Consider the following 20146-nt stretch of genomic DNA (forward strand, 5'->3'; position numbering starts at 1 on the left):
TTTTTATACTCTGAGTTTGACGAGAAAATTTTGAATCAATTGCGCAACATGCTCCGCATGCACATAAGCCAAATCATGTTGACCCTGTGACACGATGTGCAATTTAGCATGTGGGATTTGACGGTGTAAGGCCTGCCCCACCGCAACAGGACTAATCGGATCTGCATCGCCCCAAATCAGCAGAACTGGACAACGGATATGCTCCAAACTGTCCGTCAAATCAGACTGATGCTGAATAAACTAATCAGGAACCGTAAAGCTCTGTTGATAATCCTCTCTCCAATCCGCCAGTTGAAAAGGACTTAAATCAATGCCGCCTGAGGTTGCCACGAGCACCAAGGCCCGCACCTGTTCAGGTTTTTGTAGGGCAGCTTGTACTGCAAAAATGCCACCCATAGATTGTGCAATGACCACAGAAGGCTGTTGAATTTGATTCAATACATCGTCTTGTAAGCTCTCAAAACTTTGCACACCCACATCATCAGGATAACCACCAAAGCTCGGATAAGCGACGACCATGGTTGAATCGTCCTGTAGGAGTTGGATAACAGGTTGCCAAAATGCCGTATTGCCCGATGCACCGGGCAAAAAAATCAGGTTCAAATCATCACAACCCACTAGAAACCACTGAGCTCTTTGGCTTTTTTAAATGCTGGGCGCTGCTGAATGCGCTGTGCATAAGCAACCATTTGAGGGTTATGGGCTTTTACCCGCTCTTGCATCGCCACCACAGGAAAGCTCATTTGAATATCGGCAAAGGAAAAATCACCTGCAAAATAGTCATGTTGAGATAAATAATCTTCCAAATATGCACTGTGCTCTTTCAAGCGTGGATTAATAAAACCGCCTTTCACCCCATCACAAATTTTATTGGCAAGCGGTTTAATTAGAAAGGGAACATGCTTGGGTACATTACTCATCACCAAGGTCATAACCAAATATGGCATCAAAGAGCCTTCGGCATAATGCATCCAGTAGTTGTATTGCATTAAATCCTTTGGATTTTGCGGTTTAAACTTATGTTCTGTATCGTAGGTGGCTTGCAAGTATTCTAAAATCACCGCAGATTCTGCTATGACCAAATCACCATCGGTCAAAACAGGGGCTTTACCTAAGGGATGAATGTTTTTTAACTCAGGTGGCGCAGCATAGGTCGGCAGACGTTTATAAAACTTCACCTCATACTCCAGCCCTAACTCTTCCAAAGCCCATAAAATGCGTAAAGAGCGTGAATGTTCCAAATGGTGCAGGGTAATCATTGTTGTGCCTTTTGTTTTAATTGAAATCTAGCACTCACTTTACGCTAAAATTTGGATTTTGCACCTGTCGATATACATGAATACCCAGTCGCGCAAAATCCTTTACCACCTATAAAAAACCGTCAAGCGAGTTAAACAATTGAAGTTTCAATCTCGACGGAACGTAATAAAGTTTTAGTGACCGGTGTTTTTTGACAGATGTCTAAGATTTTTTGGCGCACTTCTTCTGTCAATGTTTGCTCAAACGACAAACGACGACTAATCCATTCTCGGCCTTCTTTATTGGCATTAAAATCTGCTTCCACACTAAAAGCCCCCCACTCGATACCTTTGTGCTGCGCATACATCCTTAGGGTAATCATGGTGCAGGAAATCAAACCTGTACAAATAAAGTCATAAGGTGCTGGGCCTTTGTCCTGACCGCCAAAAGACGCTGGTTTATCGGTGATGAATTGATGTCGCCCACTGCTTACTTGACCAGACCATGCTTCGACGCATGTTTTGACTTCCGCATTCGCAATTATTGCCATTTTTTATTATCCTATTTTTCATTGAATTATTTTGAATAGGTTTCAAGTATTTAAACTGTCCACCTATTCTATTGTTAAACGATTTTTCGCAGTATTCCCTTTATTTTGAAGCGCGCATTTGGTCTGGAAATGCCGGAGCTTCCAAGCGCGGGCCTTCATAGTCAGGAATTGAACCAAAACGTTCATCTTGCGCAATCCACTGATCACGCGCAATTTTTAATTCTTCTTGAGTACGACCCACAAAATTCCACCACAGTAAAATTGGACTTTCAAATGGCTCACCACCTAACAGTAACAAGCGACTGCCAGCATGGATTTCAATTTCAATCGCACTTACACCCTGCTCGAGCACCACCATATTGTCTTCAGTCAGTTCGTGTCCATTGACCGTAGCAGTTCCTTCTAAAGCCATAAAGCCATATTCAAAGTTAGGATTGAGTGTTAAACGGGTTTTGGTGCTTTCTGTTGCGCTTAAGTCCACTCCTAACAGCTCGGTATAAACACTCACAGGTGAGGTAGTATTTAAAAACTCTCCGACCAAAACGGTAAATTCCACCCCATCTTTTTCCACCACTGGCAGTTCTGGATAGTGATCGAAACGGGGTTCAACAGCAATTTGTGCATCAGGCAATGCAATCCACAATTGTGCTGCATGCATTTTAGTTTCTGTATCTGGTGCGACTTCCGTATGGGAAATCCCGTGTCCTGCGGTCATTAAATTGACCTGTTTTGGACGAATCAGCTGTTTGCTGCCCAAACTGTCGGTATGCATCATGGTGCCTTCTATCATCCATGTAAAGGTTTGCAAACCGATATGTGGATGTGGGCCAACATCTAAACCGTACCCTTGAGGGAAGGTTACAGGGCCTGCATGATCTAAGAAACACCATGCACCAATCATTCGTTTATGGCGACTTGGCAGCGCGCGTTTGATGACCGTCCCTTGGCCGATTTCAGCACTTCTCAGTGGAAACTCTTGAATGAATTGATTTACGTATTTTTCACAGTCATCCGAATGTGATAGTTCAGTATAGTTATTATTCGTCATGTGCTTACTCATTACAGATCCATATGTCCTAGATCATAACAAGCAGATTCCCAACTGCACATCCCTAAAAATAGAATGCTGATTCTTAAACTTGGGACAATATCTTGTGTTTTCAAAACTTAACTACAAGGCAATGAGTGAATGTAAAAATGTTGTTACATCTTTATTTTTTAAAGATTACGACCACCTGAAAATAAGAAAAATATTATTGTGTAAGCCCTTTTGATAAATGAAATATACAGATTTCTCAATTTTCATGCCTACCCCATATAAATTTCATTCTGATGATAGTGTAGATAAGGCAGGTGTTTTACATCCAAGTGCAATTTTAAATGTGTTGGAATAGAAAAGAACTCTTTATCAATCTTATTGAGCTTTTTCGAAATCTGAACTATCCCCGTGTCAAGAAAAGTAATAAATCCTTGATCAAATAGACGGTCAAAATTTGGAGACAATAAGAATCCATTATAAACATCTACTTTTTCATTTCCATCACACTTTGCCCAAGGCTTAATATGGGATGCAATTAACAATCTACTATGACTAAAGCCTGTGACTGCACAATAGGGATAAAAATCAAAAAGCTTTTTCCTGAACTTATTTTGAATCAGTCTGACTTTAACTAAACGCTCAGCATCTGTTGTAAATATTTGTTTTTCCGTAAATATTGACTCATCATTAACATCAATTTCTTTTAAAAAGTCACCATAATGCTTCAATGCAGAAGAATACATATTATTCCCCACTCGGTTTCTATCTTGATAGATATCTAAAGTAAAAATTGTCTGCTTTAATGCTTCAAACTCAATGCTGTTTTGAGGTAACTCATAACTAGGTAACCACTCATTAATTCTATTTTTTATAACTAAATCATATTTTAAAGCTGTAGCCTTTGAAAGATTCTTATTCTGTATTAACCAATGATAAAAATTCATCCCTCTCTCCCTACCTCGTTATATAAAAAAGGACGCCTAAGCGTCCTTTTCAAAGAGTAATTTCTCATTCACTGCCGCGAGCATAGCTCTTGGCGTAATTTAGGCAAGAAGCTTCGCTTCTTGAAAGCCTTTCTGCCGCAGACGTAGCCTTTGGCGTAAAACTGGCATGAAGCGTTGCTTCATGAAAGCCCAGTTTTACTCCCATTCAATCGTTGCTGGTGGCTTAGACGACACGTCATAAACGACACGAGAAACATCTTTAATTTCGTTCATGATGCGTGTCGAAATTTTATCAACCAAATCATAAGGAAGATGTGCGAAACGCGCTGTCATAAAGTCAACCGTTTCAACAGCACGAAGTGCAATCACCCATGCATAACGACGACCATCACCGACGACACCAACAGATTTCACCGGTTGGAATACAGCAAATGCTTGCGCAGTTTTATCATACCAACCACTTGCACGAAGCTCTTGCATAAAGATATCATCTGCAAGACGTAAAATGTCTGCATATTCTTTCTTCACTTCACCCAAAATACGCACGCCCAAACCTGGACCTGGGAATGGATGACGATATAGCATTTCAAACGGTAAACCTAAAGTTGTACCTAAACGACGCACTTCATCTTTAAATAAATCACGGATTGGCTCAACCAATTCAAAAGCCAAGTCATCTGGTAAACCGCCCACATTATGGTGTGATTTAATCACATGCGCTTTACCATTTTTAGTTGCAGCAGATTCAATCACGTCTGGGTAAATCGTACCTTGAGCAAGGAAGTTTACGCCATCAAGCTTACGCGCTTCTTCAGCAAAAACTTCGATGAACTCACGACCAATGATTTTACGTTTTTTCTCAGGATCAACTTCACCAGCAAGTGCAGTCAAGAAACGCTCTTCCGCATCGGCACGAATTACACGGATACCCATGTTTTTCGCAAACATGTCCATCACTTGCTCGCCTTCGTTCAAACGAAGCAGACCATTATCAACGAATACACAAGTCAATTGATCGCCAATCGCACGGTGTAAAAGCGCAGCAACCACTGATGAATCAACACCACCCGACAGACCTAAAAGAACTTTTTGATCGCCAATTTGCTGACGTAATTGTTCAACACGTAAGTCAATGATGTTTTCAGAGTTCCACAGGCTACGACAGCCACAAATGCTGTGTACAAAGTTAGATAATAACTCTGCACCTTTTGCAGTGTGCGTTACTTCTGGGTGGAACTGAATACCATAAAAACGACGCGTTTCATCAGAAACCATCGCAACTGGACAGCTTGGTGTGCTTGCAGTGATTTGGAAACCTTCAGGAATCGCTGTCACTTTGTCACCATGACTCATCCAGACTTTAAGTTGGTCTTTGGTGTCTTCAAGATCACCAATCAACTTGTCACGAACTTGGATGTTTACTTCGGCATAACCGAACTCATGTACAGTACCCGGCTCAACTTTACCGCCAAGCTGTGCAGACATGGTTTGTAAGCCATAGCAAATACCCAAAACTGGTACACCTAAGTTGAACACAACTTCTGGCGCACGTGGGCTGCCTTCTTCGTGTACGCTCTCAGGACCACCTGATAAGATGATACCGTTTGGATTAAATGCACGAATGTCTTCTTCAGACATGTCATAGGCATACATTTCAGAATATACGCCAGCTTCACGTACGCGGCGTGCAATAAGCTGGCTATATTGAGAACCGAAATCCAAAATAAGGATACGATCTTCAGTAATTTGAGTATTGGTAGTCATGACAAACAACTATGAAAGGCAAACGAATATAAGCGCCGTATTCTAGCATTTTTCCGCGCATAACGCACATAATTCGGACAAGCTTTATACAACGCTTAAAACCCAATGGTTTTTATATCAAAAAGCACGCTTTCGCGTGCCTGATGTTTATTTCAAAACTTTTTCTATTTTAACGGCTTCAATATCGGTCGGTTTATAACGATGTGTATCCACCTCTCCCACAACCTGCACTTTATCACCTGCTTTAATATTAGATGCTTTCCATAAATCGTCATCAATATCCAGCAAAATAACCCCTGTACCATCGCTGAACTCGTAGTGGTCTTCATTGAGATGTTTCAGCAGTGTCCCTTTTAAAGTGACCGCCGTTTCATCTTTGAGCTTTGCAATGGCTGACACAGAGACATGATTCTTTGCTGCTTCTTGTAAAATGATATGGTCATCTTTAGCCCATGCACCAGTGGCAAGACTTAAACTTGTAATACATAACCCTATTTTAAAAAGATTTTTTCATCTTATTTTCCTCATGTTTTATTGATCTTGATCAAAAAAAATAACGTCCACACCGTACTTTCTTGTAAATAAAAAAGCAGCATCCTGTATGCTGCTTTTCATTTTGAATTATTTTTCAATCAAATGATCTAGACTCATTTTTCCTGCACCATGCAGCATTAGAAAAAATAGACCACCTACCATGGCAAAATTTTTCATAAAATTAATGCTGACTTGTGCGCCATCGTGAAAAATAAACGCGGTAATAACACTAAATAGGTCTAAGCCAAACGCAGCAAAGCGGGCTTGAAAACCAAATAACAGCGCTAAGCCACCACCAAACTCAACTAAAATGGTTAAAGGTAATAGCGCTCCAAGTCCTCATCGACTCCATATACCCTAAAGTTACGCTATAAGCTGAAATTTCTCCCTAGCCTGCAACAAGGAAAATATAAGCCATCAGTACACGGGGAATTAAAGCTAAAACTGCATCGGTATTGGGTTGATTGACAATATTTTTGGCCACAACATTTCGATTAAATATTTTTACACCTTTAAATAGGTTTTATTTGAAGTTGTAGCTATCTTAATGTTCTCTATTTTTAGAATAAATATCCATTTTCATCACACATCGTTTTAAGATAAGAACACTGATAGCTAAATTTATTTACGTTTTAATACTGACTTCTGATAACGAGACTGCTAGGATTTCCGCACTCTTTTGCTTATTTGTGCCCCATGGAACTGATTGATTTTATATTACATGTCGATGACCATCTGCTTGAGTTTATCACCAACTATGGGGTTTGGATTTATGCAATTTTGTTTCTCATCATCTTTGTGGAAACAGGTTTGGTGGTCATGCCGTTCCTACCCGGCGACAGCTTATTGTTTGCCGCAGGTGCCTTAGCAGCATCCACAGGTGCAATGAATCCGTGGACTCTTGGTGTTTTACTTTTTATCGCGGCCGTACTGGGCGATACGCTGAATTATCACATTGGTCGTTATATTGGACCGCGCGTTTTTGAAATCGAATCCCGTTTCATCAATAAACAACATCTGATTAATACACAAAAATTCTTTGAAAAACATGGTGGTAAAACCATTATTTTTGCGCGTTTTATTCCTTTTGCGCGGACTTTTGCACCTTTTGTAGCAGGTGCAGGAAAAATGGATTACAAATTTTTCCTATCTTATAACCTAATTGGCGCATTCTGCTGGATTGGTTCATTCATTACTTTAGGCTATATTTTTGGTAATGTGCCTGTGGTCAAAGATAATTTCACGCATCTGATTTTCGGCATTATTATTATTAGCATCTTGCCGGGAATCATTGGTTTTATTCGTGCCAAATTAAAGAAAAAATCAACCACTGAAGCTTAAGCAAAAAAACGTAGAATCACGGGAAACATACACACCACCAACAACATGGCCGATCCTTTATATAAGAGATCGGCTTTTATTTGTTTGGACTCACCCGATAAAATGGCACGGCCAAAAGACATCCAGAACAGTGCCGTTGGCAATAACACCAGACTAAACACCGCAAACACCAAAAAGAAATTGGTGGGATTATCCCAGGCTTCATAGGGAAAAATACCCGCAGCAAATAAGACCGCTTTCGGATTTTTCAAAGTAGAAAAAAACAATTGTTTAGGTCGAATCGAGGTAAAACGTTGATTATGTTTTTCTAAGTGTGAGCTTTTCCACAAATGAAAAGCCAGCCAGAACACATAGACTGCACTGAGTGCATGTAAAAGGTCTATCAGATAAGGCCAAGTCGGGGTGCTAAGATGAATCAGGAGTGCCCATAAATTGATGGCATAGAAATACCCTAACAGTTCTGCGGGTACAAGTAAGCTGGTCTTCGCCAGACCTTGCTGATGTGCAGAGCTTGCGAGTAAAGCATTGGTTGGTCCCGGAATCATCAAGACAGCAATCATTGCCAATACAAACAGCCAACTCTCAATCATAGACATCCAACAACAGCATTAAAGATGCGCAATTTAGCCGAAAAAGAGCGGTTTCCTCAAGCCAAAGTCGAAAAAAATACAGAACCCATGAGGTAAAAAAGTGCGTGTTAAAACGATAGTCTATTGTTTTATTGAAATTATTTTCGAAACATTTTGCTAAGATTTTAATGACTGCTGAAAGGTTGAACCCTTCAGCAGGATGAATAAATGCGGCATTAATTCGTCTTATTTTGCACGGTAATCGCACAGCCTTTGAATTTTGCAGCCTGTACAATCGCCTCTTGCTGACCCAAAAGTCGTGAAATTTCAGTTTTTTTAGTATTCGATGATTGTCCCATATTCACTGAAACGCTTGGACCAAAGCCCCAACCGCCACCATGACTCCATCCACCACCCAGACCTAGACCCACGCCGACACCCGTACGTTTCGCAGTAGGTACACCTTCATCTAAATGTTGCTGAATCCGATTATATTCCGCTTGTAACTGTTGGCAGTTCAAAGCTTGATACTGTGTAGGAGAGACATAAGTCGGTTTAACCGTTGTGGCGCAGGCGCTCAATAACAGCGTAGTGCCCATTAAAAAAGCAATTGTGATCTTTTTCATGCTGAATCTCGCAATTTATTATTCTCAATCTCATTGAACAATGATTGATAGGCCTGCGTCAATTTATGATCGTGTGCCAAATGAATTAAGGGTAAATTTTTGTGATGCGATTCTTTCATCAGCACCGATGGGGGCAACATACTTTCTAGTACAGGAAGACCTTCATCCTTCAGCTGTTGCACCACTTCACGCGGAAGTTTGGCCTGCGCTTGGAACTGATTCACGACAATGCCTTCAATTTCCAAATGATCATTATGATCGTCTTGAGTTTCAAGCACATTTTCGATCAAAGTTTGCAGTGCACGTTTAGAAAAGACATCACAATCAAACGGAATCAGGACTTTATTAGCTGCAATCAGTGCCGACAAAGTAAAGAAGTTAAAGGCTGGCGGTGTATCGATATAAACACGATCATATTTTCCAGCAAGCTGTTGTAACGCATCACGCAGTTTATAAATTTTATGTTTTGACTCTAACGCATAAGCCAATGCCCCAAGGCTTGGGCTGGCTGGAATCACATCCAAATTTTTAAAAGGGGATTGGTGTACATAACTTTCTAAGCCTTTAGCTCGTCCTTTGAGGATCGAACCAATGGCACTGCCCAATAAACTTTTATTTTGAGTCATTCCAAGCACTTCTTCAAAATAGTTTTCAATATTGGGTTCTAAAGCTGGTTTGTCTGCCGAATACGTTGCGTCATCGCCCAGCACATACTGACTCGAATTCGCTTGCGGATCGAGATCAATCAATAAGGTTCTTAGGCCTTGATGTGCACTAATTGCCGCCAAATTTACTGCAATACTGGACTTACCGACACCACCTTTTTGATTAAATACCACACGTGTATGCATGAAATCCCCTCCTTCTTGTTATTTTTCCGCTATAGATAGCAGTGTAGCGCAGAACAATCGCTGTGCCGATGATTATGTCTAACAATTAGCCAAAGTTTGGTTTAATCATGACTAAACCTAAAATGGATATCATCGCAACCACGGCCAAGAATAAGCCCGCTCGGCGCTGTGTAAGTAAAATGCTGTCTTCTTTTTTATAAGCCTTCGACAAAGCGGACAACATCACTAAAAATAAAACCACTTTGGCATAAAACCATGTTTGCACATCAAAGTTTTTCATCACTAAAAGGACAATCCCGGTCAGTACAATCACCAGCATACTTAAATGCTGAAGAGCAACAAAAGCCGTTCGACCCGCTGGATTAGGCTGATTGCCTTGGACGCCTTTAAATAGCGTCATGGCACGCGCCAAAATCACGACACATGCCAAGCTGACCGCACTCATATGCACGATCTTAATCAATAATTGTGTTTCCATGACTGAATCTCTGCTTAGCTTTTCGGGGCATGTGCACAATTTGGACTAGAAGTGTCTTGTCCTTGCCACTCCTCGGGTAAAAAAGCATGTATAGCCAAAGCATGAATTTTACCAGGACTGAGTAAGTCTCCTGCTACCGCATAAATTTTTTGATGGCGCTGAACTAAGCGTAATCCCGCAAAAATCTCACTCACCACGATCACTTTAAAATGTGATTCTTTACCTGGAAAATAGCCGCCATGACCAGAAGATTCATTCACGACTTCTAAATGTGATGGGGAAAGCTGTTGTAAGCGTTCAATCAATTGCTGCTCCAAGCTCATACCTGTCTCCAAAAATAATGATTCGTTCAGAGTATACCTGTTCCTTCAAGATGTTGAATGCATAAAACCCTTTCAGCTAGCATGAGGCACAACTTTTCACGAGCAAAAGTTAAAAAAATCTCAAGGCATCGTCTAAAACTGGCTTTATTTTATGCAATTAAACTCAGCTTTTTCATAAAGCTATTGACCCTGAACTTGCTTGCTGTATCATACAGCGCTATGCGGGAATAGCTCAGTTGGTAGAGCACAACCTTGCCAAGGTTGGGGTCGCGAGTTCGAGTCTCGTTTCCCGCTCCAAATTTTTTTCAGTGTAAGTTTTAGCAAAAACTGCTCAATACGCGGGAATAGCTCAGTTGGTAGAGCACAACCTTGCCAAGGTTGGGGTCGCGAGTTCGAGTCTCGTTTCCCGCTCCATTTTTTAGTGTAAGTTTTAGCAAAAACTGCTCAATACGCGGGAATAGCTCAGTTGGTAGAGCACAACCTTGCCAAGGTTGGGGTCGCGAGTTCGAGTCTCGTTTCCCGCTCCAAATTCAAAAAAGCCCTCATCGAAAGATGGGGGCTTTTTTATTAGATTTTTTAGGTGGTGTTTTAAAAAGTATGCTGACATTAAATGAAGCCATTATTGATGTAAAAGAAGGTTAAGTCGAAGGCTTTAAAATGGTTTTCAAGCATTTTGGAGAAATTGCAACTTCTTCTAAAACCACGCCTTATTCGATGCCTTATTTTGCAATTATTACCTTCAATTCCTACAGTAAAAAACTTACCAATACTTTGCTTGCAGTTTTTAAAAGCAGTGATGAAACTGTCCCAATGATCACTTGCAATTCGGGTGTAGTGAATACCTAATTGTTTAAGCTTTGTCTTCAACCTTTGGACTGTAGCTAAATCTCTCTTACCCCAAACATAAGCAACAATCTCACCTGTTTTTCGATGGTAGGCGTAAATAAGCCATTGTTTATTATTTTTATTTCCAACAAAAGTCCAGAATTCATCTACTTCGAGAGATTCATAATGACTTTGTTTAGGCTGAATTTGATAGGCCGATTCAGTTAAAGTCCGTAAGACTTTACCGATACTAATGCGCTCAACTTCAGCGATATCTCGTATACCGCTGCCTCTGACCATTAACTGTAATATTTTACGAGTAATGCCAGAATTACATCCTAGACAGCTCAGAGCATGGTCACCAATAAACTGACGTTTGCAGTCTTTGCATTGGTAGTTTTGTTTCCCATCTACTTTGATACCATTTTTCTTTATACTGTCACTGAGGCAGGTTGGACATTTGATTTCTAGAGTTATTTGCATTTCTCTATTTTATCAAAATTCAACCTGCTTTTTTTTAGCATACTTTTTGATACACCACCTAAATTCTATGTATCAGTAACCTCTGAAACAGAGATCAGTTATGCGTAAAACATTAGAAAAAATTGCAAAACAAAAAAAGGTATTGTCTAAATCTGTTTTATCAGCTGCAAAACAACTTGGTTTGACACAGGATCAGCTTGCTATCGTTCTCAATTTAGATTCAGTGGAAACTTTAAATTCGCTTGAGTTAGATCCCGTTTCAAGTCAGGGAGAACTCGCAATTATTTTAATTCGTATTGCGATATCATTAGATGCTCTAACAGGTGGAGAGGCTAAATGGATGCAACATTTTATGAATGTCACCCAATAAATTGTTGAGTGGTATTCCAATAGAACAGATTCAGAACCCTCAGGGATTGGCCTCTGTTTTACAATTGGTGGAAGGCCTTCAGACTAAACTTTAAGATAAGCAAAGTATTACAGAAAAATTTGAAAGTGATAGTCCTCTCCAATAATTCAAATGCGAGGTATAAGAATCCCCTCTTCTTTTCAAGATGTATATGTCTGACCTAATTCCGTCAATAATACAGTCAGCAAAGCTGAATGGCCTAGATCCGTATGCCTATTTAAATGATGTGCTGAAAAGGCTGCCGACACATAAATGACCCAAATAGAAGAATTACTAACACACCGCTGGAAACCTGAACCGAATTAAAAAATAGCTATGGGGTTCAGCGGACGCTTACGTATTAGATTCCTTTAGATTTTAAATATCTAATTAGACTCCTTTAATCTAATAGGATCTAATCAGCCCATTAAGCACCTCATTACCGATCAACTAGCACAGTTAATAACTCCATTATTTTGTGGTTTAATACATATATATAGACATAAGATACAATATTATGGATTTAAAATTCAAAAAACCTGAAGAGGTTGTTACTTCATTATGTGAAAGGCTTCGCAAAGAACGACTTTATCTGGAAATGACTCAGGCAGACGTCGCTACACGTGCTGGTGTTAGTGTGAATACAGTATCTAATCTGGAAGCTGGTCGAAATGTTTCATTTGAAAATTTAGTACGTGTTGCCATGGTATTAGGCCGATTAAAAGAATTAGAGGAACTCTTTAAACCTCATTTAAACAGTGTAAATGACATTCTCCGCTATGAGAGCAATACGGCTCGCCAACGTATCAAAAGGAAATAAGTCCATGCTCAAAAAACTTAATGTTTACTACAATGGATGGGGTGAATATTGGCTTTGGGGTACACTGGTCTCCTCAACCGCAATCACAGGTCGGCCATTAATCGCCTTTGAATACAGTGCAGAAGCGATCAGTAAAGGTTTAGAACTTTCCTCTTACCTACTTCCGTTAAAAGGTGACCCATTAAGAACGAACTTTCATGCACATCAAATGGGATTGCCAGGTCCTATATATGATGCCTTGCCCGATGGTTGGGGCATGCTTCTTATGGATCGCTTATTTAAAAAAAATGGATTTAATCCTGCACGGATTGGGCCATTAGAAAGACTCACGTATATTAATACACATGCGATGGGAGCATTATCCTTTGAACCTTCAGCAACTGAGTTAGCATTAACTGAAAATATCCCACTGATTAAACTCGCTCAAGAAGTTCAGGAAGTTCTCAAAGGAGAAGGTGCAGAATTTTTACAGCATTTATTAATTATGGGTGGATCTCCACAAGGTGCAAGGCCAAAAGCGCTCATCTATCGTGATTCTGTCACCAACGAATTCTCAACAGTTAGCTCACATCAACATGAAGCTTGGCTGATCAAATTTCCCGCTCAGCAAGAGCATCCTGAAGTTTGTGCAATTGAAGCTGTTTATGCAGAATGTTTGCGTCATTGTCATATTGATACCCCTGACACTCAATATTTTACTCTTCCGAATGGATTAACCGCATTTGCATCAAAGAGATTTGACCGCCACGATGGCATGCGTATCCCTATGCAAAGTTTAGCGGCCTTCACCGGAGCTGATTTTAAATCACCAGGGAGTTTAGACTACAGTAACTTTCTTCGCGCTGCACACTTTTTCACCAATGATGTTCGTGAAAAAGCAATTGCATTCAAGCGAGCTGTTTTCAATGTAGTCTTCAATAATCGAGATGATCATTGCAAAAACTTTTCATTTCTGATGTCCCAAAATGGGCAATGGAAACTATCCCCTGCCTATGATGTTACTTTCTGTGAAGGGCCAGGTGGATATCATCAAATGGATATCATGGGTGAGGCACTGGATATTCCTCGACAAGCTCTTGTAAAACTTGGTACTCAGGAAGCGGAACTTTCTGCCCAAGAAGTCGATGAAATTATTAGTTCGATTTGTAAGGTTGCAATCCGATTCAGCAATATCGCTCATGATCTATTACCTGGACAAATTCAAGCAGAGACTATCCAAATGATCCAAAATAGGATTGAGCATAATATCAATTTATTGCACTAAATAGCTTTTACAAAGCTTGAACCGTACCGGGTTTGTCGGAGACCAAACTTTCTGAGATGAGACGCATTGCTTCGCAAGACGTAGCGAAGCGTAGTGATCCGATGAAAAACCTAAATATACCCCTGAAATCAGAGATAGAGCGGTTCAATTATTGATTGAATTTGAAAAAGATTATCCATCGAATTGGGCTGCGATTGTGCCTAAAATTGGTTGCACTCCTGAAACTTTACGAGTTTGGTACCAAAAATATTTAGATCAACAAAATTCAATTAAAGTACAGCAACTTCCATATCAAGAACGTATTAAACAGCCCGAACGTGAAAATAAAGAAGTGCAACGTGCGAATGAAATTCTCCGTAAAGCAGCCACTTTTTTCGCCCAGGTGGAGCTCGAACGCCCACACAAATAATGCTGGATTTCATCCATAACAATAAAGACCTATATGGCGTTGAGCCGAATTGTAAGATTTTACCGATCGCAGCTTCTACCTATTAATTTAATTAAAAATGGGGGTATTACCCCTAGATCTAGTTGATGGGAAGCTTCGCTTCGCAAGGGAACATCAAACAAAGCGAGATCTACATGATTTGCATCATGCTGAATAAATTAAACGAATTTGGAAAGAAAGCTCCGGGCGTTATGGCATTTTAAAAACATCAGACAGCCTATCTAAGAGATTATTTATTGGTCTACTATGATAAGACTAACCCGTTAAGCTAGGTGGCCTAACTTAAATAAAAAAGTCTCCGACAAACCCGGTACAGTTCACCAAACTAAAATTTCTCAAACAAGTTCATCACGTCATTTTCCGTCAGTTTCGCTTCGCCCTCATGATCGGTACTTAGAATAGAGTGTGCCAGTTCTGCTTTATTTTGCTGTAAGGCAAGAATTTTTTCTTCTATGCTTTTATTGGTAATCAGCTTATACACAAATACTGGCTTGTCCTGTCCAATCCGCCATGCACGATCTGAAGCTTGATCTTCAGCAGCAGGGTTCCACCATGGATCATAGTGAATGACCGTATCTGCGGCAGTTAGATTCAGACCGACCCCTCCTGCTTTCAGACTGATTAAAAATATCGGCACTTGTCCAGACTGAAACGCTGTAATGACTTCATCTCGCTTTTTGGTCTTTCCAGTCAGCTTCACATAGCCAATTTCTGCGTGATGGAGGTGTTGCTCAATCAGTTCCAACATTGAGGTAAACTGAGAGAAGATAAGAATTTTTCGCCCCTCCTCCACCATTGGAACGACCATATCCATCAACTGTTCAAGTTTGGCAGAGTTTGCCTGCCCAATTTTCACTGAATCCAGCTTTAGTAAGCTAGGATGGCAGCACACCTGACGTAGCTTCAGTAAGGCATCTAAAATTTGAATTTGACTACGTTTAAAGCCTTTTTCTGCCACAATTTTCTGAATATTTTCCTGCATCGTGGCACGAACAGCCTCATATAACTTGGATTGCTGGTCATTCATATCAATATTGACTTCAATCGTGGTTTTTTCTGGCAATTCTTTGGCTACGTCAGTTTTCAAGCGACGTAAAATGAAGGGCTTAATCCGGTTGACCAGCTTTTGCCTTAACTGCTGATCACCGCGTTTTTCAATCGGATGACGGTACTTTTTATTAAAAATTTCTTGTGAATATAAAAATCCTGGCATCAGGAAATAAAATAGTGCCCACAGTTCACCCAAATGATTTTCCATCGGGGTACCTGTTAGACACAAACGATGTCGTGCTTTTAATTGCCGTACTACCTGTGCAGCTTTGGCACGCGGATTTTTAATATTCTGCGCCTCATCTAAAATGAGTTGATGATATTCATATTGCTTTAATTGTTCTTCATCTCTCGCTAGAAGCGGATAGGTGGTTAACACAATATCATAGTGCGGAATCTGCTCAAAATTCTGATGGCGGTCGGGCCCCTGTAGCAGCAATACCTTCAGCTGAGGGGTAAATTTCTCCGCTTCTTTGAACCAGTTATGCATCAGCGATGTGGGTGCAACAATTAAGGCGGGACTGTCCTGCAAATATCCAGCCTGCTTTTCCATGAGTAAATGGGCTAAAGTTTGTGCTGTTTTCCCCAAGCCCATATCATCTGCCAGAATCCCGCCATGCTGGGTTTCCCTTAAAAACTGTAACCAGCCTAAGCCCTGCTGCTGGTATGGACGCAACTCCCCCTGAAAACCTTGTGGTGTCGGCAGTTGTTGCTGATAGCCTTGTTTGAATTTCTGTACAAATTGCTGCAGGCGATCACTGACCTGCCATGTCATCCCAAGATTATGCTGCAATTCTAATAATTGACTCGCATCATAGCGATCAATACTGCGCTCTTCTTGCTGTAAAATGCTCTGCAGATGCAACAATACCGGCTTAATATCCCTAGCGGATAGAGCCAAATCAGGTTGATCAACTGCAGTTTTCACGGTGAAAATTTGACTGTCATGCAGATGAATAAACGTCCGCGGATCAAGTAAATCAGGATTTACTCGCACCAAAGCTACGAGCGCATCAAGCAAATTATAAGAATTGCCTGCACTGTCTTGAACCGTCGCCCCGATATTGAACCAGTCCTGCTGGCCTTCAGATTCAGTGATAGAAATATTTAAATTTTCAACATATTGCAGATTAAAGGGGCTGTTTTCCAGATGCTCTATCTGCCAGCCCATCAACTCAATTTGATTGATGGGCATCAGCTGTTTGATCCAGTCTCCATAGAAAGCAAAAACCATAGAATCAAGACGTTGTTTATCCAGTTTTAATTGATGGTCATAACTAAGATCTTTCACCCACTTCAGTGATTCGACCAATAGCTGTAAACGCTGGATTGACTGTTGTTCCTGAACTAAGTCCCGAAGCTGTCGCACCATTTTGCCATGCTGTTCATCAATAAAACTGTCACCTGATGTACCTGCTTTAATTCGCCCACCTGCATAGGAGAATTCAATTTCGGCACAAACAGACTCTTCCCATTTCCAATCAAATTTATTTAAAACACCGAAGCGTAAAATTGGCTGGGGACTTCCCTCAAGGACATCAATATGCTGAATAGACTCGGGCTGAGGCAGATTTTTCACGTCTGAATATTGATGAGTCAGTTTCTCAAACTCTGGCAAGAGCTTAGCTGGAAGATCAGGCATCTGTAAAAAATGGTACAGAAGATTTGCCGTATATTCACCATATAACTGGCCCACCGTGTTCTGTTGAATATCCACATAACATCGTGGATGGCTCGCGAGAATCTGAATATGAGGATTTGATTTTAAATCGAGCCGAATATCACCATTGACCAATTCAATGTTTAAATGCTCTGTCTGTTTGTTTAAACCTTGTTGCCAGATCAGTTCGATGTGATAGCCTTGTTCTGACCATTGAAGTGCAGTATGGCTCTTTTTTTTCCAGTACACATCGCCACTTTGAATAAAAGATTTGAAATGCTCCAATAAAATGCTTGAGATATCAAGATTGCTTTGATAAAAGCGTTCGTCACTGTTTATTTTGGCATAATAATAAATCTGGTTAAATAATTGTCGTTTTTGTTCAGGTAAAGTCAGATGCTTTCTGGTGATATTTTCATATTGGGTATAATAACTTTCCCCCGCAATTGAGCCGTTTTTATTGCGTCTGGCTTTCTGAACATCAACTGTCAATTTCTTTAAGCTGACAGACTGATCTAGCAGGTAAATTAAATAATTGTTTGTTTTGACAGATTGCTCTGGTTCAGTCTGTTGTAAATACCGTTTAAAATCATTCAACCAGCGCTGCGCCTGATCATCCTGCCGTTGGCGTTTTGCGATTCCCTGCGGGGATTGAGATTCAGCATAACGCTGTTGAAATTCCTGACGATATTCTTGAAAGAATAACCGCGCTAAAGCAGCAGCATGTTTACAGTTATATCCAACCGGACAAGTGCAGTCGTCATCGATTAAACGGTCTTTTTTAAGATTATAGGTAATCGCGGTATCGTAATAATCTGTCCCTTCAATTTGAGCATACATCGTGACATCATCATTTTCCTCAAAGAACTCAATTGTTTCTCTATCAATGTGTTTAGCATAGCTCAGACTGCGCTGAAGAGTTGCAGTACTAAAGCGAGATAGAAAGTTGATCAATGAGGACATAATTACCAGACACCAAAAATGTTTATACAATAATAACGGACAAAGCTGTCATTTCAGAACAGTAGTGCTCGCCAACGTATCAAAAGGAAATCAATCCATGCTCAAAAAAACTTAATGTTTACTACAATGGATGGGGTGAATATTGGCTCGATTTGTAAGGTTGCAATCCTATTCAGCAACATCGCTCATGATCTATTACCTGGACAAATTCAAGCAGAGACTCTCCAACTGATCCAAAATAGGATTGAGCATAATATTCATTTATTGCACTAAATAGCTTTCACAAAGCCTCTATAGAGGGCTTATTCTAACCGTTGTTTTATCACAGCATAAGCTACACCAGTCACCACACTTCCAATCGCAATCGCCAATAAATATTTTAATGGATAATTCATCGCATTCGGAATGATCAGTACCATTACACCGCCATGCGGAGTGACTAGTTCACATTTAAATAATGCAACCAAAGCCCCAGTTACAGCACCACCTGCGATCGCGCATGGAAGCACTCGAATCGGGTCTTTGGCAGCAAACGGAATAGCACCTTCCGAAATGAAACATAGGCCCAGAACTACAGCAGCCTTCCCTGCATCTTGCTCAGGTTTGGTAAATTTATACTTTGCTAGAAAAGTTGCAATTGCCATACCCAATGGTGGTACCATACCCGCAGCCATGGTAATCGCCATCGGTCCGTATGTTTGTGACGTAAGTAAGCCCACCGTAAAGGCATAAGCCGCTTTATTTATTGGCCCCCCAACATCAATACACATCATACTCCCAAGGATAACCCCCATGATCATGGCATTGGTCGTCCCCATATTGGCAAGGAAGTGTGTGAGTAATTCAAACAATTGTGCAACAGGCTGTCCAACCACATAAATCATGATTAAACCAACAGCTAAACTGGCCAATAGTGGAATAATCAAAATTGGTTTTAATGCTTCTAGGCTACTTGGGAGTTTAAGCTGTTTCGATAAAAATAACGCAATATAACCTGCAATAAAACCTGCAACTAATCCACCGAGAAAGCCTGCCTCTAATTGTGTTGCAAGTAAACCGCCAATCAAACCTGGAGTTAAACCCGGACGATCCGCAATAGAATAAGCAATGTAACCTGCCAGCATAGGTACCATAAGAGTAAATGCTGCAGCACCTATTTGCTTTAAGGATGCGGCAAAGCTTCCTTCAACAGGATTGAGGCCAAACATAAACGAGATGGCAATGATCAAACCTCCCGCCACCACCATCGGCAGCATGAAAGACACCCCTGTTAAAAGGTGTTTATAAATTCCAGTTTTTTCTTTGTTTTCATTTTCTGTCTTAGTGGCTGTTTGCTTACCCGTTTCAAGCACTTTGGCTTCAGCAATTGCATTTGCAAAAGTCTTATCCGTTTGCTTAAGGGCAAATCCTGTACTGCAGCGATATACACGTTTGCCTACAAAGCGATCTGTATTTACCTCAATATCCGTTGCTAAGATCACCACATCTGCTTTGGCAATACTTTCTGCCGATAAAATATTTTTAGCCCCAACCGATCCTTGGGTTTCAACATCAATCTGATAACCGTGCTTTACTGCACCTTGTTGTAAGGCTTCGGCCGCCATAAACGTATGCGCAACACCAGTTGGACATGCTGTAATGGCGACAAACCGTGTAACCCCTACATTGGCTGCAATAGTTTCATCTAAAACATCTGAATGCTCAAGAACCTCTTGCAAAAGCATGATCGCATCGTGTTGTGCGTTATTCAAACCAATGACTTTCACAACCTTGTCACGCAGTTGAGTCGCATCTGCCGACTTCTGTCCAACAAAAACAACCGTATCAATAACATTTGATAAATCGAGATGCTCAACTGATGTCGCCACATCATTGGAAATACCAAGTGCTGTTGCTGCTTTGGACAGTTTTTTGGCCAAAATCACTGCATTAATCGGCTGCTCGGGACTATGTGGCACAAATAAAATATGTTTAATCTCTTGCATCG

17 protein-coding genes, 3 tRNA genes, 6 pseudogenes and 1 other annotated feature are annotated in these 20146 nt (G+C 40.6%); of the genes and pseudogenes, 10 read left to right on the forward strand and 16 right to left on the reverse strand.

Annotated features, from left to right (window positions below; all coding sequences use genetic code 11):
- Nucleotides 1-3: 3 nt before the first annotated feature.
- The 8 genes and pseudogenes from ACSC9N_RS16405 to ACSC9N_RS16440 form a co-directional block, all read right to left on the reverse strand.
- A pseudogene (locus ACSC9N_RS16405) lies at nt 4-603 on the reverse strand (alpha/beta fold hydrolase).
- Nucleotides 604-617: 14 nt separating this feature from the next.
- Nucleotides 618-1259 carry a glutathione S-transferase family protein gene (locus tag ACSC9N_RS16410; protein WP_058952391.1) on the reverse strand — a complete coding sequence of 214 codons (642 nt, stop codon included), beginning with the start codon at nt 1257-1259 and terminating at the stop codon, nt 618-620.
- Between the two features lie 131 nt (nt 1260-1390).
- Nucleotides 1391-1789, reverse strand: a complete 399-nt coding sequence (locus tag ACSC9N_RS16415) for an OsmC family protein (RefSeq protein ID WP_058952392.1) — start codon at nt 1787-1789, stop codon at nt 1391-1393.
- 100 nt (nt 1790-1889) lie between these two features.
- Nucleotides 1890-2837, reverse strand: a complete 948-nt coding sequence (locus ACSC9N_RS16420; protein WP_058952544.1) for a pirin family protein — start codon at nt 2835-2837, stop codon at nt 1890-1892.
- A gap of 260 nt (nt 2838-3097) precedes the next feature.
- Nucleotides 3098-3772 carry an HNH endonuclease gene (locus ACSC9N_RS16425; RefSeq protein ID WP_058952393.1) on the reverse strand — a complete coding sequence of 225 codons (675 nt, stop codon included), beginning with the start codon at nt 3770-3772 and terminating at the stop codon, nt 3098-3100.
- Between the two features lie 195 nt (nt 3773-3967).
- The gene (guaA, locus tag ACSC9N_RS16430) at nt 3968-5536 is read right to left on the reverse strand and encodes a glutamine-hydrolyzing GMP synthase (RefSeq protein WP_004684379.1); all 1569 of its coding nucleotides are present in this window, start codon (nt 5534-5536) and stop codon (nt 3968-3970) included.
- A 147-nt stretch (nt 5537-5683) separates the two neighbouring features.
- Nucleotides 5684-6031 (reverse strand): NirD/YgiW/YdeI family stress tolerance protein, encoded by a 348-nt coding sequence (locus ACSC9N_RS16435; RefSeq protein WP_058952394.1) that lies wholly within the window; start codon nt 6029-6031, stop codon nt 5684-5686.
- Nucleotides 6032-6157: 126 nt separating this feature from the next.
- Nucleotides 6158-6572: pseudogene (locus ACSC9N_RS16440) on the reverse strand (DoxX family protein).
- A gap of 194 nt (nt 6573-6766) precedes the next feature.
- On the opposite strand from ACSC9N_RS16440, the gene ACSC9N_RS16445 reads away from it, so the two are divergent.
- Nucleotides 6767-7411: a DedA family protein gene (locus ACSC9N_RS16445; protein ID WP_058952395.1), complete on the forward strand. Its 645-nt coding sequence runs from the start codon at nt 6767-6769 to the stop codon at nt 7409-7411.
- Here the strand turns inward: ACSC9N_RS16445 and ACSC9N_RS16450 are convergent.
- The 5 genes from ACSC9N_RS16450 to ACSC9N_RS16470 form a co-directional block, all read right to left on the reverse strand.
- The gene (locus ACSC9N_RS16450; protein ID WP_058952545.1) at nt 7408-8001 is read right to left on the reverse strand and encodes a LysE family translocator; all 594 of its coding nucleotides are present in this window, start codon (nt 7999-8001) and stop codon (nt 7408-7410) included. The genes ACSC9N_RS16445 and ACSC9N_RS16450 overlap by 4 nt on opposite strands.
- 215 nt (nt 8002-8216) lie before the next feature.
- Nucleotides 8217-8606 carry a hypothetical protein gene (locus tag ACSC9N_RS16455; RefSeq protein WP_058952396.1) on the reverse strand — a complete coding sequence of 130 codons (390 nt, stop codon included), beginning with the start codon at nt 8604-8606 and terminating at the stop codon, nt 8217-8219.
- Nucleotides 8603-9457 carry a ParA family protein gene (locus ACSC9N_RS16460; protein WP_058952397.1) on the reverse strand — a complete coding sequence of 285 codons (855 nt, stop codon included), beginning with the start codon at nt 9455-9457 and terminating at the stop codon, nt 8603-8605. The genes ACSC9N_RS16455 and ACSC9N_RS16460 overlap by 4 nt, the downstream gene beginning before the upstream one ends.
- An 85-nt stretch (nt 9458-9542) precedes the next feature.
- Nucleotides 9543-9935, reverse strand: coding sequence for a SirB2 family protein (locus tag ACSC9N_RS16465; RefSeq protein ID WP_004983982.1), 393 nt, complete (start codon nt 9933-9935; stop codon nt 9543-9545).
- Between the two features lie 14 nt (nt 9936-9949).
- Nucleotides 9950-10258 carry a BolA family protein gene (locus tag ACSC9N_RS16470; protein ID WP_058952398.1) on the reverse strand — a complete coding sequence of 103 codons (309 nt, stop codon included), beginning with the start codon at nt 10256-10258 and terminating at the stop codon, nt 9950-9952.
- A 221-nt stretch (nt 10259-10479) separates the two neighbouring features.
- On the opposite strand from ACSC9N_RS16470, the gene ACSC9N_RS16475 reads away from it, so the two are divergent.
- From ACSC9N_RS16475 to ACSC9N_RS16485, 3 genes are all read left to right on the forward strand, one after another.
- A tRNA-Gly gene (locus ACSC9N_RS16475) sits at nt 10480-10555 on the forward strand.
- 41 nt (nt 10556-10596) lie between these two features.
- Nucleotides 10597-10672, forward strand: a tRNA-Gly gene (locus ACSC9N_RS16480).
- 37 nt (nt 10673-10709) lie between these two features.
- Nucleotides 10710-10785 (forward strand) — tRNA-Gly (locus ACSC9N_RS16485).
- A 79-nt stretch (nt 10786-10864) separates the two neighbouring features.
- On the opposite strand, the gene ACSC9N_RS16490 is transcribed toward ACSC9N_RS16485, so the two are convergent.
- The gene (locus tag ACSC9N_RS16490; protein WP_131229815.1) at nt 10865-11566 is read right to left on the reverse strand and encodes an IS1 family transposase; all 702 of its coding nucleotides are present in this window, start codon (nt 11564-11566) and stop codon (nt 10865-10867) included.
- A gap of 100 nt (nt 11567-11666) precedes the next feature.
- Here ACSC9N_RS16490 and ACSC9N_RS16495 point away from each other — a divergent pair.
- From ACSC9N_RS16495 to ACSC9N_RS16515, 5 genes and pseudogenes are all read left to right on the forward strand, one after another.
- Nucleotides 11667-12030: pseudogene (locus ACSC9N_RS16495) on the forward strand (MbcA/ParS/Xre antitoxin family protein).
- Between the two features lie 108 nt (nt 12031-12138).
- Nucleotides 12139-12281: pseudogene (locus tag ACSC9N_RS16500) on the forward strand (transposase domain-containing protein); the annotation flags it as partial.
- A 190-nt stretch (nt 12282-12471) separates the two neighbouring features.
- Nucleotides 12472-12774 (forward strand): helix-turn-helix transcriptional regulator, encoded by a 303-nt coding sequence (locus ACSC9N_RS16505; protein ID WP_004681114.1) that lies wholly within the window; start codon nt 12472-12474, stop codon nt 12772-12774.
- 4 nt (nt 12775-12778) lie between these two features.
- Nucleotides 12779-14038 (forward strand): type II toxin-antitoxin system HipA family toxin, encoded by a 1260-nt coding sequence (locus ACSC9N_RS16510; protein ID WP_058952400.1) that lies wholly within the window; start codon nt 12779-12781, stop codon nt 14036-14038.
- A 127-nt stretch (nt 14039-14165) separates the two neighbouring features.
- Nucleotides 14166-14724: pseudogene (locus ACSC9N_RS16515) on the forward strand (transposase); the annotation flags it as partial.
- Nucleotides 14405-14521 (forward strand) — a sequence feature (AL1L pseudoknot). Its footprint overlaps the pseudogene before it by 117 nt.
- 87 nt (nt 14725-14811) lie before the next feature.
- Here ACSC9N_RS16515 and ACSC9N_RS16520 read toward each other — a convergent pair.
- Nucleotides 14812-18159: a DEAD/DEAH box helicase gene (locus tag ACSC9N_RS16520; protein WP_058952402.1), complete on the reverse strand. Its 3348-nt coding sequence runs from the start codon at nt 18157-18159 to the stop codon at nt 14812-14814.
- A gap of 141 nt (nt 18160-18300) precedes the next feature.
- Between ACSC9N_RS16520 and ACSC9N_RS16525 the strand changes: the two are divergent.
- Nucleotides 18301-18432: pseudogene (locus tag ACSC9N_RS16525) on the forward strand (serine/threonine-protein kinase HipA); the annotation flags it as partial.
- Between the two features lie 29 nt (nt 18433-18461).
- Here ACSC9N_RS16525 and ACSC9N_RS16530 read toward each other — a convergent pair.
- Entirely contained in the window at nt 18462-20144 is a 1683-nt protein-coding gene (locus ACSC9N_RS16530; protein WP_058952403.1) for a fructose-specific PTS transporter subunit EIIC, read from the reverse strand.
- Nucleotides 20145-20146 lie beyond the last annotated feature (2 nt).

Source organism: Acinetobacter sp. PC34 (genome assembly GCF_051789135.1).
Classification (GTDB): Bacteria; Pseudomonadota; Gammaproteobacteria; order Pseudomonadales; family Moraxellaceae; genus Acinetobacter; species Acinetobacter johnsonii.